General features: G+C 69.8%; 15 protein-coding genes. 5 read left to right on the top strand and 10 right to left on the bottom strand.

The annotated features are described in order from the left end of the window. Window positions 1-4: 4 nt before the first annotated feature. Window positions 5-601: a recombination mediator RecR gene (gene recR / locus TS85_RS06175; RefSeq protein WP_044331065.1), complete on the bottom strand. Its 597-nt coding sequence runs from the start codon at window positions 599-601 to the stop codon at window positions 5-7. 53 nt (window positions 602-654) lie between these two features. Here recR and fmt point away from each other — a divergent pair, with 53 nt between their 5' ends. The 4 genes from fmt to TS85_RS06155 all read left to right on the top strand — a co-directional run bounded on the left by fmt (window position 655) and on the right by TS85_RS06155 (window position 3,261). Continuing rightward, window positions 655-1,611 (top strand): methionyl-tRNA formyltransferase, encoded by a 957-nt coding sequence (gene fmt, locus TS85_RS06170; protein ID WP_044331063.1) that lies wholly within the window; start codon window positions 655-657, stop codon window positions 1,609-1,611. Beyond that, window positions 1,608-2,348, top strand: coding sequence for a tRNA pseudouridine(38-40) synthase TruA (gene truA, locus TS85_RS06165; protein ID WP_044331061.1), 741 nt, complete (start codon window positions 1,608-1,610; stop codon window positions 2,346-2,348). Before fmt ends, truA begins: the two co-directional genes overlap by 4 nt. Window positions 2,349-2,448: 100 nt before the next feature. Further along, entirely contained in the window at window positions 2,449-2,919 is a 471-nt protein-coding gene (locus tag TS85_RS06160; protein WP_044335976.1) for an SRPBCC domain-containing protein, read from the top strand. A 6-nt stretch (window positions 2,920-2,925) separates the two neighbouring features. Beyond that, window positions 2,926-3,261, top strand: a complete 336-nt coding sequence (locus TS85_RS06155) for an ArsR/SmtB family transcription factor (RefSeq protein WP_044331060.1) — start codon at window positions 2,926-2,928, stop codon at window positions 3,259-3,261. Window positions 3,262-3,328: 67 nt separating this feature from the next. On the opposite strand, the gene TS85_RS06150 is transcribed toward TS85_RS06155, so the two are convergent. The 9 genes from TS85_RS06150 to TS85_RS06110 form a co-directional block, all read right to left on the bottom strand. Next, window positions 3,329-4,525, bottom strand: coding sequence for a class I SAM-dependent RNA methyltransferase (locus TS85_RS06150; protein WP_044331059.1), 1,197 nt, complete (start codon window positions 4,523-4,525; stop codon window positions 3,329-3,331). Further along, the gene (locus TS85_RS06145) at window positions 4,516-5,919 is read right to left on the bottom strand and encodes a bifunctional ADP-dependent NAD(P)H-hydrate dehydratase/NAD(P)H-hydrate epimerase (protein WP_044331058.1); all 1,404 of its coding nucleotides are present in this window, start codon (window positions 5,917-5,919) and stop codon (window positions 4,516-4,518) included. The genes TS85_RS06150 and TS85_RS06145 overlap by 10 nt, the downstream gene beginning before the upstream one ends. Further along, window positions 5,916-6,323, bottom strand: coding sequence for a hypothetical protein (locus TS85_RS26325; RefSeq protein WP_077228494.1), 408 nt, complete (start codon window positions 6,321-6,323; stop codon window positions 5,916-5,918). Before TS85_RS26325 ends, TS85_RS06145 begins: the two co-directional genes overlap by 4 nt. A gap of 219 nt (window positions 6,324-6,542) precedes the next feature. Next, a complete protein-coding gene (gene ilvD / locus TS85_RS06135) occupies window positions 6,543-8,264 on the bottom strand; it encodes a dihydroxy-acid dehydratase (protein WP_044335974.1) in 1,722 nt (573 codons plus the stop codon). A gap of 32 nt (window positions 8,265-8,296) precedes the next feature. Continuing rightward, window positions 8,297-9,004 (bottom strand): N-formylglutamate amidohydrolase, encoded by a 708-nt coding sequence (locus tag TS85_RS06130; RefSeq protein ID WP_044331056.1) that lies wholly within the window; start codon window positions 9,002-9,004, stop codon window positions 8,297-8,299. Beyond that, window positions 9,001-9,726: an enoyl-CoA hydratase/isomerase family protein gene (locus TS85_RS06125; protein ID WP_044331055.1), complete on the bottom strand. Its 726-nt coding sequence runs from the start codon at window positions 9,724-9,726 to the stop codon at window positions 9,001-9,003. Before TS85_RS06125 ends, TS85_RS06130 begins: the two co-directional genes overlap by 4 nt. Before the next feature lie 156 nt (window positions 9,727-9,882). Continuing rightward, complete coding sequence (locus TS85_RS06120) at window positions 9,883-10,704, bottom strand: 4-(cytidine 5'-diphospho)-2-C-methyl-D-erythritol kinase (protein ID WP_044331054.1); 822 nt, start codon at window positions 10,702-10,704, stop codon at window positions 9,883-9,885. Continuing rightward, complete coding sequence (locus TS85_RS06115; protein WP_227698695.1) at window positions 10,704-12,290, bottom strand: tetratricopeptide repeat protein; 1,587 nt, start codon at window positions 12,288-12,290, stop codon at window positions 10,704-10,706. The genes TS85_RS06120 and TS85_RS06115 overlap by 1 nt, the downstream gene beginning before the upstream one ends. A 1-nt stretch (window position 12,291) precedes the next feature. Then, a complete protein-coding gene (locus TS85_RS06110; protein WP_044331053.1) occupies window positions 12,292-13,947 on the bottom strand; it encodes an electron transfer flavoprotein-ubiquinone oxidoreductase in 1,656 nt (551 codons plus the stop codon). Window positions 13,948-14,075: 128 nt separating this feature from the next. On the opposite strand from TS85_RS06110, the gene TS85_RS06105 reads away from it, so the two are divergent. Beyond that, on the top strand, window positions 14,076-14,801 hold the full coding sequence (locus TS85_RS06105) for a uracil-DNA glycosylase family protein (RefSeq protein ID WP_044331052.1): 726 nt from the start codon (window positions 14,076-14,078) through the stop codon (window positions 14,799-14,801). Window position 14,802: the final 1 nt, after the last annotated feature.

Here is a 14,802-nt window from a genome sequence, read left to right as displayed (position 1 = left end):
AAGGTCAAGCGACGGGGCGCCGTGCGCGCAGCGCCTGTGCCAGCGTGCCCTCGTCGAGATAGTCGAGTTCGCCGCCGACGGGGAGTCCGTGCGCAAGCTGGGTGACGCGGACCGGATAGGCCTCGATCCGCTCGGCGATGTAATGCGCGGTGGTCTGGCCCTCCAACGTGGCGTTCATCGCGAGCACGACTTCGTCGATCCCGCCCTCCGCGACGCGGCGGACGAGGCTGTCGACGCGCAGATCCTCGGGCCGCACCCCCTCCAGCGCCGAGAGCCGCCCGCCCAGCACATGGAATTTGCCGGGGAAGAGCCGCGCGCGATCGAGCGCCCAAAGGTCGGCGACTTCCTCGACCACGCACAGCGAACGCTGGTCGCGGCGGGGATCGGCGCAGATCGCGCACGGATCGTGCGTGTCGACATTGCCGCAGATCGTGCAGGTGGTGAGCCGCGCGCTGACCGCGCCGAGCGCGGCGAGCAGCGGATCGAGCGCGGTCTCACGCTTCTTCAGCAGATGGAGCACCGCGCGCCGGGCCGAGCGCGGCCCCAGGCCGGGGAGCCGCGACAGGGCCTGGGTGAGCGCTTCGATTTCGGGGGAGGCCATGGCGACAGACATAGGGGCTTGCACATGCGCCTGCCAAGCGGTTGAGGAGGGTCATGCGTATTGTCTTCATGGGAACCCCCGAATTCGCCGTGCCGGTGCTCGATGCGCTGGTCAAGGCCGGTCATCAGGTCGTGGCCGCGTACAGCCAGCCGCCGCGTCGGGGGAACCGGGGCAAGGTGGCGCCGTCGCCGGTGCAGGTGCGGGCCGAGGCGCTGGGGATCGCAGTGCGGACCCCGGTGAGCCTGCTTGATGCAGCGGCGCAGGCGGAATTCGCGGCGCTGGCGGCGGATGTCGCGGTGGTCGCCGCCTATGGGCTGATCCTGCCGCGCGCGGCGCTGGAGGCGCCGCGGCTGGGGTGCCTCAACGTCCATGGCTCGCTGTTGCCGCGCTGGCGGGGGGCGGCGCCGATCCAGCGCGCGATCCTGGCGGGCGATGCCGAGACGGGGGTCGGGATCATGCAGATGGAGGCCGGGCTCGACACCGGGCCGGTGCGGCTGGAGGGGCGGACGCCGATCGACGGCAAGACCGCGGGGGAGCTTACCGCCGAACTGAGCGCGATGGGCGCGCGGCTGATGGTGGCGGTGCTGGGGGATGTGGCGGCGTATCCGGCGGTGGCGCAGACGGAGGACGGCGTGACCTATGCGACCAAGATCGACAAGGCTGAGGCGCGGCTGGATTTTGGCCGCGATGCCGTGGACGTGGAACGACAGGTGCGCGCGTTCAACCCGGCGCCGGGGGCGTTTTTCGAGGTCGGGGGCGAACGGGTGCGGGTGCATTCCGCCGAAATTCTTCCTCTCCCCCCCGGGGAGAGGGTCGGGGAGAGGGGTCTTGTGATCGACCTGTCGGCACTGCCCCTCTCCCAACCCTCTCCCCTGAGGGGAGAGGGCTTTGCGATCGCTTGTGGCAGCGGGGCGATCCGGCCGCTGCTCGTCCAGCGCGCGGGGCGTGGGGTGATGACCGCCGACGAGTTGCTGCGCGGCTTTGCGATCCCGGCGGGGACGCAGCTTTGACGCGGTTCGCGCTCACCGTGGAATATGACGGGCGGCCCTTCATGGGGTGGCAGCGGCAGGACCATGGCCCGAGCGTGCAACAGGCGATCGAGGATGCGGCGTTTGCCGTGACCGGCGAGCGCGTCGCGGTCCATGCAGCCGGGCGTACCGATGCCGGGGTGCATGGGCTGGGGATGCGCGCGCATCTCGACATTGCGAAGGACATCGCGCCATTCCGGCTGATGGAGGCATTGAACGCGCGGGTGCGGCCGCATCCGGTCGCGATCCTGGACTGCGTTGCGGTGGCGGACGACTGGCATGCGCGCTTTTCGTGCGTGGCGCGGCATTACGAGTACCGAATCGTCCAGCGCCGCGCGCCGCTGACCTGGGAGCGCGGGCTGGCATGGCGGATCGCCGCCGATCTGGACGCAGAGGCGATGCATGCGGCGGCGCAGATACTGGTGGGGCGGCACGACTTCACGACGTTCCGCTCGGCGCATTGCCAGGCGGACAGCCCCTTGCGGACGCTCGACCGGCTGGACGTGGCGCGCAGCGGGGATCGCGTGGTGGTGCTGGCGTCGGCGCGGTCGTTCCTTCACCATCAGGTGCGCTCGATGGTCGGGTGCCTCGCGCTGGTGGGGCAAGGGAAATGGTCGGCTGCGGACCTGCGTGCTGCGCTGGGGGCGCGGGACCGGGCGGCGTTGGGGCTGAATGCGCCTTCGGATGGGCTGTATTTCGTGCGGGCGGATTATCCATGACCGAGGCGTCAGGCTGAGCGTTGCGCAATAGTGAAGTAGCGACTTGACTATTACCCTGCCTAGGCTTAGTGAAGTAGCTGCTTCACTAATGGAGGTTCCTGTGCCCGATAGTGCTATTGCTCACGCCAGTTTCTCGATCACCCGCTTCCTGAACACCGCGCCCGCGCGCGTATTCGAGGCGTTCGCCGATCCCGACATCAAGCGCCGGTGGTTTGCCGAGAGTCCGCACCATGACGTGGAGGAGTTTGCGAGCGACCTGCGCGAGGGCGCGACCGAGCGGCTGCAATACCGCTTCCGCGACGACACGCCTTTTGCGGGCACGACCATCGCCAACACCGACACGGTGCTCAATCTCGTGCGCGACGAGCGCATCGTGTGGGCATCCAAGATGGCGTTCGGAAACGCAGATATTTCGGCCGCGTTGATCACGGCTGAACTTCTCGAGGCGCCCGGCGGCACGGAACTGGTGCTCACCTTTCAAGGCGCCTTTTTCGAAGGTGCCGACGGCCCGCAGATTCGGGAAATGGGCTGGCAGGCGCTGCTCGACCGCTTGGCAGATACGATTGCGTAGCATCGTATGACCGCTTCCGAGTCCGCGGTGGATGCCGGACCGATCCTTCAGGCTCTGGGGGATGCCACGAGACGGCAGATCGTGGAGGCGCTTGGGCGCGGCCCGTTGTCGGTCTCCGCGCTAGCCAAACCCTTTGACATGTCCCTGACGGCGATCGTCCAGCACCTGCGGGTGCTGGAGGATTGCGGCCTGGTCACGACGGAAAAGGTGGGCCGCGTTCGAACGTGCCAGCTGAGAACCGCCGGGCTGGACGCGCTTGCCCGCTGGGTCGACGCGCAGCGACCGGAGTGGCACCGTCGAATCGACCGCCTCGCCGACCTGCTCGACAGTAAGGACCGCTGACCGCGCAGCCCTGGCACCCGATCGCGTTCGTCGCTCGCCCGTGCCCTCCCAAGATCTTTTGCGGAGGCTACCGGCTGAACCGCGCCGCCAGTTCGACATGGGTGGACCAGCGGAACTGCCCCACCGGCTGCACCCAGTCGAGCCGGTAGCCACCTTCGCACAAAACCTGCGCATCGCGGGCGAAGGTGCTGGGATTGCAGGAGACATAGGCGAGGGCCGGCGCCTTGCACGCGGCGATCTCCGCCACCTGCTCGCGTGCGCCCGCGCGTGGCGGATCGAGCACGATGCAGTCGAAATTGCTTAGATCCTTCGCAGTCACCGGCCTGCGGAACAGGTCGCGGTGGTCGGCGAAGATCTGGCGCTGGGCCTGGATGCCCGCGGCCCGGAGCGCGAGGATCGGATCGCGCGCCGCCTCCGCCGCATAGACCTTCGCCCCCGGCAGCGCGAAGGTGAAGGTGCCGAGCCCGGCGAACAGATCGGCGACTGCGCGCGACGGCCCCGCAATCTCGCGCACCGCCGCGACCAACGCCGCCTCGCCCTCCGGCGTCGCCTGAAGGAAGCTCGCGGGCGGGAACGGCACCGGCACGCCGCTGAGCGTCACGGTCACCGGCTCGGGCTCCCAGCGCGAAGTGGCGCCCAGCCCTTCGTCCATCGCGAAGCGGGCGAGGCCGTGGCGGTGCGAGAATGCCGTGATCGCCTCTGCCGCGGCCAGCCCTTCGGCCTCCATCCCGTCGATCAGCACGTCGGGCCCGCGATCGGCGAGCGCGAGGTGGACGTTCACGCGCCGCTTGCCCGGCAGCATTGCCGCGAGCAGCCCGCGAAGCGGCGCGACCAGCGCGAACAGCGCGGGATCTAGGACATGGCATTCGTCGAGGTCGATCAGATTGTGGCTGTTCTGCTCGGTAAAGCCCATCCGCACCTGGCGCCCGCGCCGCTCGGCATGGAGCGTCGCGCGGCGGCGGGTGTTGGGGGGCGAGAGGATCGGCGTGCGAATCTCGGTCGCCAGCGCATGCGCGGCCAGCGCGCTCGTGATGCGATCGACGATGAACCCGCTCCACGCGACATCGTCGAGATGCTGGAGCTGGCAACCGCCGCATTCGGGGAAGTGGCGGCACGGCGGCTCGCGGTGATGCGGGCCGCGCACCAGGACGGCGTGGCCGCTGACGCGGTCGCCCGGCGCGGCAAAGGCGATGTGGCGCCCGTCGGCGGTCACCCCTTCGCCCCGCGCGGCGACGCGGACGATTTCATCTTCGGCTACAGACATTCGGTTATGGCTTCCGCAAGTGGATCGATCAGCCTGTCGGCGATGAAGGCCGCCCCGGCAAGCCCCGCCGCGCGGGCATGGAGCCACACCGCGGCCTCGGCAGGGGCGACGCCCTTGCCGCCCTGCGCCACCTGCGCGCCGAGAATCCCGGCCAGCACGTCGCCCGTCCCCGCCGTGGAGAGCCAGGGCGAGGCGCCCGAGAGGATGCGGACATCGCCCTTTGGCGAGGCGATCACGGTGTCCGGCCCCTTGTGCAGGATCGTCGCGCCGGTCTCCGCAGCGGCGGCGAGGGTGCGATCGATCTTGCTCCCCTGCCCTGCAAACATCCGGTCGAACTCGCCCGCATGCGGGGTGAGCCAGGTCGGCGCGGTGCGGCTCTGAAGCCAGCGGGCGGCGCCGGTGCCGAGCAGGCTGAGCGCGTCGCCGTCGAGCACCAGCGGCTTGGGCGCGGCAAAGGCAGTGCGCAGGAACGCCTCGGCCCGGCGATCGCGGCCCAGGCCGGGGCCGAGCACGATCGCGTCGATCCGGTCCCAGCCCAGGAACTCGGCAAGGTCCTCGCTGGTGCCGACTTCGCGGCGGACCAGCGCGTCGGGGCCGGCGCCCCAGGGCTCGCCGCCTGCCAGCACGACATAGCCCGCCCCGCCCGCCATCGCCGCGCGCGCCGACAGCCGCGCGGCGCCGGGCATCGCGCCTTCGATCACCGCGACGAGGCCGCGGGTATATTTGTGGCTGTGGATGCCGGGGGTCGCCAGCGAGGGCCGCGCGACGGTGCGCGAGCGAGTCTCCACCGGGATGCCGATATCGGCGAGGATCACATGCCCGCTGCGTTCCAGCCCGGCGCCGATCAGGTGCGCGGGCTTGAGCGCGCCCAGCGCCACCGTCGCGTCGATCCCGCGCGGGGCGCCGAGATCGTCGCCGCTATCGGTGTCGATCCCCGAGGGCAGGTCGATCGCCAGCGTGAAATCGGCGTGCGACGCGAGATCGGCGAACACCGCCGCCAGTCCGCGCTCGAGCGGGCGTGCCATACCCGTGCCGAACAGCCCGTCGATCAGCACCGGGCGCGGGCGCGCGGCGTAGAGCGACGAGGTCGGCCCACGCCAGCGCGCGTGCATCTCCGCCGCCGCGCCGGGCTTTGGCGCGCCGGTGGCGACCAGCGCGACGTCGTGCCCATTGGCATGGAGCAGCCGCGCGGCGACATAGGCGTCGCCGCCATTGTTACCCGGCCCGGCGAGGACGAGGATCGGACGCCCCATCGCGAAGCGCGCCGCCTCGCGCGCGACAGCCTCGCCCGCCCGCTCCATCAGCGCCGCCTGCGAGACGCCGGTGCGGAACACGGCGTCCTCGGCTGCGCGCATCTGCGCGGCGGTGACGATCGGGGCTCCGGCGGGGATCATGGCGCCGGTTTGGGCTGGCGCACCGTCGCAGGCAAGCGATAGCGTGCGTCGCCGAGCACGACTTCGATGCGGTCGGCAGCGATCGGAGTGATGATCGCCTGTTCGGCGCCATCGGCGGCGACCACGCCGCGGCCATCGCGCGTGACGAGCAGCCGCCGGAACCCGCCATCAGGATGGCGCAGCGTCAGGAACAGCCCGTCCTGCGACTGGACGCGATCGATCGCGCAGACGAACGCATATTGCGGCGCGCCGGGTGGCACGCATTCGATGCGGCCCTCGGCCTTTTCGATTGCCTGTTTATGCGCCTTTTCGCGCGCCTCGGCGGCCTTGTCGCGGACTTCGACGTTGCAGGCGGTGGCGAGGAGCAGGGTGGCGAGGACCGGGGCGTGCCGCGATGCCGTCACCGGAATGCGCTCCCCTCCCTGTGTCCAGCGGGGCTACCGCCCTTTGCAGAAGACAGTGTCATCCTGACGAAAGTCAGGATCCATTCGGTGCTCCGTCTGCGTTCTTCAGCCCAGCGGAGGGGATGAATGGATCCCAGCCTTCGCTGGGATGACGATGGTTGGGGTTGCCCGCTGCCATATGCACTCCCCTCGCTGCATGCAGCGAGGGGAGGAAATCGGTCAGATATCCGCGTAGACATGGCGTTCGGCGCTGGCTCCAGGGTGCGTTACCGCGCCCTTATAGGCCGGGCCGACGGTGCGCGAATAGCGCCACAGCGCGCCGCTCTGGTAGTCGTTCACGCGCGGCTGCCATTTCGCGCGGCGTTCGGCGAGCACGTCCTCGGAGACGTGCAGGTCGATCGTGCCCGCTTCGGCGTCGATCGTGATGCTGTCGCCATCCTCGACCAGCGCGATCGGGCCACCCTCTGCCGCCTCGGGGCCGACATGGCCGATGCAGAAGCCGCGCGTCGCGCCCGAGAAGCGGCCATCGGTGATCAGCGCAACTTTCTCGCCCATGCCGAGGCCATAAAGCGCGGCGGTGGTCGACAGCATCTCGCGCATGCCCGGACCGCCCTTGGGGCCTTCATAGCGGATGACGATGACTTCGCCTTCGTTGATCTGGCGATGCTCGACCGCCTCGAAACATTCCTCCTCGCAATCGAACACGCGGGCGGGGCCGGTGAACTGGAGCCGGTGCATCCCCGCGACCTTCACGATCGCGCCTTCGGGAGCGAGGGTGCCGCGCAGGCCGACGACGCCGCCGGTGGGCGACAGCGGAGTCTGGACGTCGTAGATGACCTTCTGGTCGGGGTTCCACGTCACCTGGTCGATATTCTCGCCCAGCGTCCTGCCGGTCACGGTCAGGCAATTGCCGTCGAGGAAGCCGCCCGCGAGCATCGTCTTCATCAGCATATAGACACCGCCGGCTTCGTGCATGTCCTTGGCGACGTACCTGCCGCCGGGTTTCAGGTCCGCGATGTACGGCGTTGATTTGAAAGCGTCCGCCACGTCGTGCAGGTCGAATTCGATCCCCGCTTCGCTCGCCATCGCGGGCAGATGCAGCGCGGCGTTGGTCGAGCCGCCGGTCGCGGCAACGACGCGCGCCGCGTTGATGAACGCCTCGCGCGTGCAGATGTCGCGCGGGCGGATGTTGCGCGCAAGCAATTCCATCACCTGATGCCCCGCCGCGACTGCGATCTGCTCGCGCGACTGGTAGGGCGCGGGGACCATGTTCGAATTAGGCAGCGACAGCCCGATCGCCTCGCCGACGCACGCCATGGTGTTCGCGGTGAACTGGCCACCGCAGGCGCCGTGGCCGGGACACGCGACCTTTTCGAGCGCGGTCAGGTCGTGGAGCGGGCAATTGCCGGCGGCGTATTTGCCGACCGCTTCGAACACGTCGACGACGGTGACGTCGCGGTCATGGTAGCGGCCCGGCAGGATCGAGCCGCCATAGACGAAGATCGACGGCACGTTGAGCCGCAGCATCGCCATCATCATGCCCGGAAGCGACTTGTCGCACCCGGCAAAGCCGACCAGCGCGTCGTAGCAATGGCCGCGCACCGACAGTTCGACCGAATCGGCGATGACTTCGCGGCTGACGAGCGAGGATTTCATCCCCTGATGCCCCATCGCGATGCCGTCGGTGACGGTGATCGTGTTGAAGCGGCGGGGCATGCCGCCGTTGGCGATCACGCCCTCGCGCGCGGCGTCGGCCTGGAAATCCAGCGTGGTGTTGCACGGCGCGCTGTCATTGCCGGCGCTGGCGACGGCGACGAAGGGCTTGGCGATATCCTCTTCGGATATGCCCATCGCATAATAATAGCTGCGGTGCGGAGCCCGTTCGGGGCCGACGGAGACATGGCGGCTGGGGAGCCGCGCCTTATCGAAGCGGTTGGTCATGATGCGACAGGCCATTGCGCAAATCGGACGATTTACGCAAGACTATTGCGCAGATTTTTTGCGAGGTCGGCGAGGATCCGGGTCCAGCGCGCGACGCCCGCGGGCTCGCGGATCAGATCGTTGCGGATTTCGATCGCGACCGAGGGGATGCCGTTCGCCTCGGCATGGCGATTGAGCGTCGCGTTGAGCAGGCGCCCCGAATAGGGCGCGTTGTCGCCGGTGACCAACCCCGAGTCGCGCAGAAAGGCGACCGCCGGGCGTGCGGCGCGGGTGTCGCGGTTGTAGAGGACGCCGACTTCCCAGGGGCGGTCCTCCCCGCCCTGTTCCAGCCGCGGGGTGAAGCTGTGGATCGACAGGATCAGCCGCGGGCGCCGGGCGCGGATCTGGTGGCGGAGCAGGCGGTGATAGGGCGCGTGGAAGCGGGCGATGCGCGCGGCGCGATCGGCGGTCTCGTTGCCGGGGATGGCGTGGCCGTCGCTATGGCGCGGGATGAGGCCGGGATGATCGGGCTCGCGGTGGAGATCGATCACCAGCCGCGACACGGTGGCGAGGATCGCGGGGGCGTCTAGCGCGGCGGCGAGGCTGCGGGTGACGGGGGCCGCGCCGATATCGACTCCGATGTGCAGGTCGAGCAGCGCCGGGGCGATGCCGAGATCGATATCGGCGGGCACGGCGTTCGAGGCATGGTCGCACAGCAGCAACAGGTCGCGGGCGCTGCCCTCGATCCACTCGGCGCTCATCGATAGACTGCCTTGCGGCGCGCGGCGAAGGCGGCGAGGCCTTCGGCGAACTCGGCGCCGCCGAACGCGTCGTCGAACGCCGCGTCGCTGCCCTGCCCGTTGAGCGTCGCCTTGAGCAGCGCGACGGCGCCCGGCGCATTCTCGGCGATGTTGGCGGCGAGGCCCTGCGCGGTCTTGCCGGCGTCCTTGGCGCGGAGCTCGACCAGCCCGACGCGCTTGGCTTCGTCCGGGACGAGATGATCGCCGGTGAAGAGCATCAGCGAGGCGATGCCGGTGCCGACCTGCGCCGCGAGCCGCGCGACATCCTCCTGCGGATAGCCGAGCCCGAGCCGCGCGGGGGTGGTCGCGAAGACTGCGCGGTCGCCCGCGATGCGGATATCGGCGGCGAGCACCAGCGCGACGGCGGCGCCGAAACAGCCACCATCGACTGCGGCGATCACCGGCATCGGCAGTGCGGCGAGGGCATCGATCGCGCCGCGCATCGCGAGGCGGAAGCGCGGGCGGAGTGCGGGATCGGTGCGGAGTTGCTCGAACTCGCGGACATCGGCGCCTGCGGAGAAGATGCCGGGGACGTCCGAGCGCAGGATGACGACGCGGGCGCCCTCCGCCTGCCGGGCGGCATCGGCAAGCGCGTCCCAGGCGGCGATGGGCAGGGCGTTTCTGGCGTCGGGGCGCGCCAGGGCGATGGTGGCGATGGGGCCTTCGCGCGTGACTGTGATCATGACGCTGCTCTGCCCCAGCCGGGCGCCGCTGTCACCGGCCAGATGGCGCGGGCCGAAGCCCGGGCCACCGGCGGACGATTCGCGGCCGACGTCTGATCCGCTGTCGTTCGATGTAGTGTGAGAGCGCCAACGAAGCGTTGCGAAAGCTGGTTAAGCTCAGATCAGCCGCGTCGCGATGCTCCACCAGCCGGGCCGCGAGAGCGCCGCCGCCGCGGCCTGCGCCGCCGCATCGTCCTCGAACAGCGCGAAGCAGGTCGCGCCCGAGCCCGACATGCGCGCCAGCGCCACGCCGGGCTGTGCCGCGAGCGCCGCGACGACCTCCGCTATTACCGGCGCGACGGCGCGTGCGGGGGGCTCGAGGTCGTTGCGGCCCGCGCGGGCGATGTCGAGCAGCGCGCCGGTGCCGATCGGGCCGCGATCGACGCCGTCCCAGCCGCGAAACACCTGCGCGGTGGAGACCCCTACTCCGGGATTGACCAGCACCGCCGCCATGCCGGGCAGGCCGGGAATCGCCGCAAGCTGCTCCCCCCTGCCCCGCCCCAGCGCGGTGATGCCGAGCAGGCAGGCGGGGACGTCCGATCCCAGCGCGTCGGCGATTGCGAACAGCGCCGGATCGTCCAGCGCGACATTGTGGAGCCCCGCCAACGCGCGCAACGTCGCCGCCGCATCCGCCGATCCCCCGCCGATGCCCGATGCGACCGGCAGGTTCTTCTCCAGCGTGATCGCATGCGCGCCGCCGCCGAACTGCGCGGCAAAGGCGGCGGCGGCGCGGGTGACGAGGTTGTCGCCCTCGCCCCCGAGCAGCGCGGCGAACGGCCCGTGGATCGTGAAGCTGGCGGTCGCGGCAGGATCGACGGTGACGACGTCGCCCGCCTCGACAAAGGCGAACAGCGTCTCCAGCTCGTGATAGCCATCGGCGCGGCGCGCGCGGACGTGGAGCGCCAGGTTGAGCTTGGCATGGGCAATTTCGGTGGGCATCAGTTGGACTGCGGCGCGAGGCCATCGGTCAGCTTGGCGGCGATCCGGCTGGCGTCGTCGGCCTCGGCGAACAGCGCCGCCGCGCGCCACGCATAGCGCGCCTCATAGCGCCGCCCGAGCCGCCAATAGGCATCGCCGAGATGCTCGTTGACGCGGCTTCCCGCGGGATCGCCCCGCGCGGCCTTTTCGATCAGCGGGAGCCCGCGCGCGAGGTCGCCGCGCTGGACATAGGACCAGCCGAGCGAATCGGCGATTGCCGGATCCTCGGGCTTCAGGGTGGCGGCGCGTTCGAGCAGCGCCTGCGCGCCCGCGACATTCTCGCCGCGACGGACCTGCGCGTCGCCGAGATAGTGGAGCGGCTCGGCCTCGTCGGGGGCGAGCGCCGTGGCCTGTCGGAGCGCGGGCAGCGCTTCGTCCCAACGACCGGCGCGATCGAGCGCAGTGCCGAGCAGATAATATAGCCGCCACTCGCCCGGAGCGCCGTCGCGGTCGAGCGCGGTGCGATAGGCATTGGCGGCGTCGGCGAACCGCGACTCCTCGGCGAGCAGGTCGCCATAGGTTTCGGCGTCGCTGCTGCTCGCGGTGCGTTCGTCCGAAAGCCTCGCCGCCAGCGCCAGCGCGTCGGCATCGCGCCCCGCGCGGCGCAGCACCTGGACGCGCCCGACGCCGGCGCCATGCGCGAACCCGCCGCGCGTGCCCACGGCATCGAGCACGTCGAGCGCGGGCTGAGTCGCGCCCTCGACCGACAGCGCCTCCGCCAGATACAGCCGCGCGCGATCGTCGCCCGGATCGAGCAGCAGCGCCGCGCGGGTAAGCAGCACCACCAGCGGCCCCATCTCATCGGTCGAAAGATCGGCGGCGAGGCCGAGGAACAGCCGCGCCGTGCCGAATGCCGCATCGACCTTGCCCCGGCGTTTCGCGAGGACGCGCGGGTCGGTGCCCGCCTGCGCGAGCAGCCGCTTTGCCGCGCGGCCCTCACCGACGCGGTCGAAAAGCAGCGCGGCGTCGATCCGCAGATCGGGCTCGGCATCGCCGGTCCCAAGCAACAGCGCGAGATCGGTCATCGCCTCGCCCAGGCGGCGCTCCGCGATCAGCAGCAGCGCGCGGTGGCGGGCATTATAGCGCCGCGCGAGCGCATTGCCGGACTGCGCGTCCAGATAGGCGACGCCGCTCGCCCCCCGATCGTGCGCCAGCCATGCGCCGAGCGCAGGCGCGAGGAAATCGAGCGGGCCGCGTCCGAGGCGGTTGACCGCGATCTGCGCCGAGGCGGCGTCGCCCTGACGAAGCGCCATCGCGAGCGCGAGCAGATCGGTATCGGGGGGCGCGACCCCCGCCTTGACCAATATCGCCGCAGCGCGGCTGGCGAGGCTATAGTCGCCGACCGCGAGCGCCTGGCGATAGGCGCGCTGCGCGATCTTCGCGTCGTCAGGCGCCGCCGCGAGCGCGCGGGCATAGCCGATCCCGGCCCGTTCCGGCGCGCCATCGGCATCGGCGGCGCGGGCGCGGACATAGGCGGCAGGATCGCCCGCAACCGGCGGGCGCTCCTGCGCCGCGACGGGCAGCGCCAGCGCGATCGCCGCGAGCAAGCTACATGTTCGGATAATTGGGACCGCCCCCGCCTTCCGGAACCACCCAGTTGATGTTCTGGGTCGGGTCCTTGATGTCGCAGGTCTTGCAGTGGACGCAATTCTGGGCGTTGATCTGGAAGCGCAGATCCTCGCCCTCGCCCACCACCTCATACACCCCGGCGGGGCAGTAACGCTGCGCAGGCTCGGCATAGACCGGCAGGTTATAGCCGATCGGGATGTCGGGGTCCTTGAGCGTCAGATGGACCGGCTGGTCCTCCTCATGATTGGTGTTCGACACGAACACCGAGGAGAGCCGGTCGAAGGTGAGCACGCCGTCGGGCTTGGGATAGTCGATCTTCTGCGCGGCGCTGGCGTGCCACAGGCTTTCGTGATCGGGATGGTGCTTCATCGTGAAGGGCCAGCGCAGCCCGATCAGCTCCATCCACATCGCGATGCCCGAAAACACGGTGCCCCAGGTATCGCCGAACTTCTTGACCAAGGGCACGACGTTGCGGACGCCGCGCAGCTCCTTATACACCCAGCTCGCCTCATAGGCCTCCGGATAGGCCGTCAGCTCGTCGCCGCCGCGCCCCGCCTGTACCGCCGCGAACGCGGCCTCGGCGGCCATCATCCCCGATTTCATCGCGGTATGCGTGCCCTTGATCCGCGGCACGTTGAGGAAGCCCGCGGTATCGCCTAGCAGCGCCGCGCCGGGCATCACCAGCTTGGGCACCGACTGCCACCCGCCGTCGCTGATCGCGCGCGCGCCGTAGGAGACGCGCTTGGCGCCCTCCAATATCTCGGCGATCGCGGGGTGCGTCTTCCAGCGCTGCATTTCCTGGAAGGGCGAGAGATAGGGGTTCTTGTAGTTGAGCCATGTCACGAAGCCGAGCGCGACCTGGCCATCGGCCTGGTGATAGAGGAACCCGCCGCCATTGGCCTCGCCATCCTTGAGCGGCCAGCCCTGGGTGTGGATCACCCTGCCCGGCACATGCTTCGCCGGATCGATGTCCCACAATTCCTTGACCCCCAGCCCATAGACCTGCGGATCGGCATCGCGGCACAGATCGAACTGGCGCTGGAGCTGTTTCGACAAATGCCCGCGCACGCCCTCGCCGAAGAACGTGTATTTGGCGTGTAGTTCGAGGCCGGGGGCGTAATCGGGCTTGTGGCTGCCGTCGCGCGCGACGCCCATGTCGCCGGTGGCGACGCCCTTTACCGAGCCATCCTCGTTGTACAGGATCTCCGCCGCCGCGAAGCCGGGGAAGATCTCGACGCCCAGTTCCTCGGCCTTGCCCGCCAGCCAGCGGCACAGATTGCCCAGGCTGCCGGTATAGGTGCCCTTGTTGTGCAGGAAGGGCGGCGTGATGAATTCGGGGAAGGACGACTTGCCCTTTTCGGTCAGCACCCAATGATGGTTCTCAGTCACCGGGGTGCGCGCCAGCGGGCAATCGCCGTCGCGCCAGTCGGGCAGCAATTCGTCGAGCGCGCGCGGATCGACGACGGCGCCCGACAGGATATGCGCCCCGACCTCCGACCCCTTTTCGAGGATGCAGACCGACAGCTCGGCACCGGCATCGTTCGCCAGCTGTTTCAGACGGATCGCCGCCGATAGTCCCGCCGGCCCGGCGCCGACGATGACGACGTCATAAGGCATCGACTCGCGCTCGCTCATAGCAATCCCCTGCCGTTTCTCCATTCGGGACGCCGCGCCGCGCTCGTCGTCGCGCATCCGCCACGTCCTGTCCCCCCGCCGATGAAGGTAGATTGACCGCGCCGTCAACAGGGATTCAAAGCGAACGCATGGGGGCGCAACCGGTTCAGGACTGGCAGAACAGCATCGCGAGCGCACTGGAATGGTGGCGCGACGCCGGCGTCGACACGCTGGTCGACGACGATCCGCGCGACTGGCTGGCCGTCGTCGCGCCCCGGATCGGGTCCGAGACGGCACCGGCTGCCGTAGCGGCACCGGCACCCGAAGTGCTGCCCGATACGCTGGAGGCCTTCGTCGCGTGGCGGCTGAGCGACGCCGCGCCCGAGACCGCGTGGATGGCGCCGCGGGTCGGCCCGTCGGGACCCATCGACGCCGAATGGGTGGTGATCACCGATATTCCCGAAAGCGAGGATAGCGACCGGCTGATGACAGGCCCCGAGGGGCGGCTGCTCGATCGGATGCTCGCCGCGCTCGGTCTGTCGCGCGAGTCGGTGTATCTCGCCGCGATCGCGACGGCGCGCCCCGTCGCCGCGCGCATCCCGCCTGACGAGGCGGCGCGGCTGGGCGAACTCCTGCGGCATCACCTGAGTTTACTGGCACCGCGCAAGCTGCTGCTGCTCGGCCAGTCCGCGGCGGGGGTGCTGAGCGAAACGGCTGGTTCAGGTGCCGCTAACCGTATACACGACATTAAGGAATTTGGCGGAAACACCGCAACGGTGGCGACCTATCACCCCCGTTTCATGCTGGAGCGACCCGCCATCAAGGCCGAAGTCTGGAAACATCTGCAGCTATTGCATCGGGGACCGAGCACGTGAC

The organism is Sphingomonas hengshuiensis, assembly GCF_000935025.1.
In the GTDB taxonomy this organism is placed as follows: domain Bacteria; phylum Pseudomonadota; class Alphaproteobacteria; order Sphingomonadales; family Sphingomonadaceae; genus Sphingomonas; species Sphingomonas hengshuiensis.
Note: the sequence above shows the minus strand (reverse complement) of the source record. Positions and strands in the feature narration are given on the sequence as shown.

Bases quoted from the DNA above. Each gene is read 5' to 3' on its own strand.
- recR (WP_044331065.1), bottom strand. From the start codon at position 601: ATGGCCTCCCCCGAAATCGAAGCGCTCACCCAGGCCCTGTCGCGGCTC.
- fmt (WP_044331063.1), top strand. From the start codon at position 655: ATGCGTATTGTCTTCATGGGAACCCCCGAATTCGCCGTGCCGGTGCTC.
- TS85_RS06155 (WP_044331060.1), top strand. From the start codon at position 2,926: ATGACCGCTTCCGAGTCCGCGGTGGATGCCGGACCGATCCTTCAGGCT.
- TS85_RS06150 (WP_044331059.1), bottom strand. From the start codon at position 4,525: ATGTCTGTAGCCGAAGATGAAATCGTCCGCGTCGCCGCGCGGGGCGAA.
- TS85_RS06145 (WP_044331058.1), bottom strand. From the start codon at position 5,919: ATGATCCCCGCCGGAGCCCCGATCGTCACCGCCGCGCAGATGCGCGCA.
- ilvD (WP_044335974.1), bottom strand. From the start codon at position 8,264: ATGACCAACCGCTTCGATAAGGCGCGGCTCCCCAGCCGCCATGTCTCC.
- TS85_RS06130 (WP_044331056.1), bottom strand. From the start codon at position 9,004: ATGAGCGCCGAGTGGATCGAGGGCAGCGCCCGCGACCTGTTGCTGCTG.
- TS85_RS06125 (WP_044331055.1), bottom strand. From the start codon at position 9,726: ATGATCACAGTCACGCGCGAAGGCCCCATCGCCACCATCGCCCTGGCG.
- TS85_RS06120 (WP_044331054.1), bottom strand. From the start codon at position 10,704: ATGCCCACCGAAATTGCCCATGCCAAGCTCAACCTGGCGCTCCACGTC.
- TS85_RS06110 (WP_044331053.1), bottom strand. From the start codon at position 13,947: ATGAGCGAGCGCGAGTCGATGCCTTATGACGTCGTCATCGTCGGCGCC.
- TS85_RS06105 (WP_044331052.1), top strand. From the start codon at position 14,076: ATGGGGGCGCAACCGGTTCAGGACTGGCAGAACAGCATCGCGAGCGCA.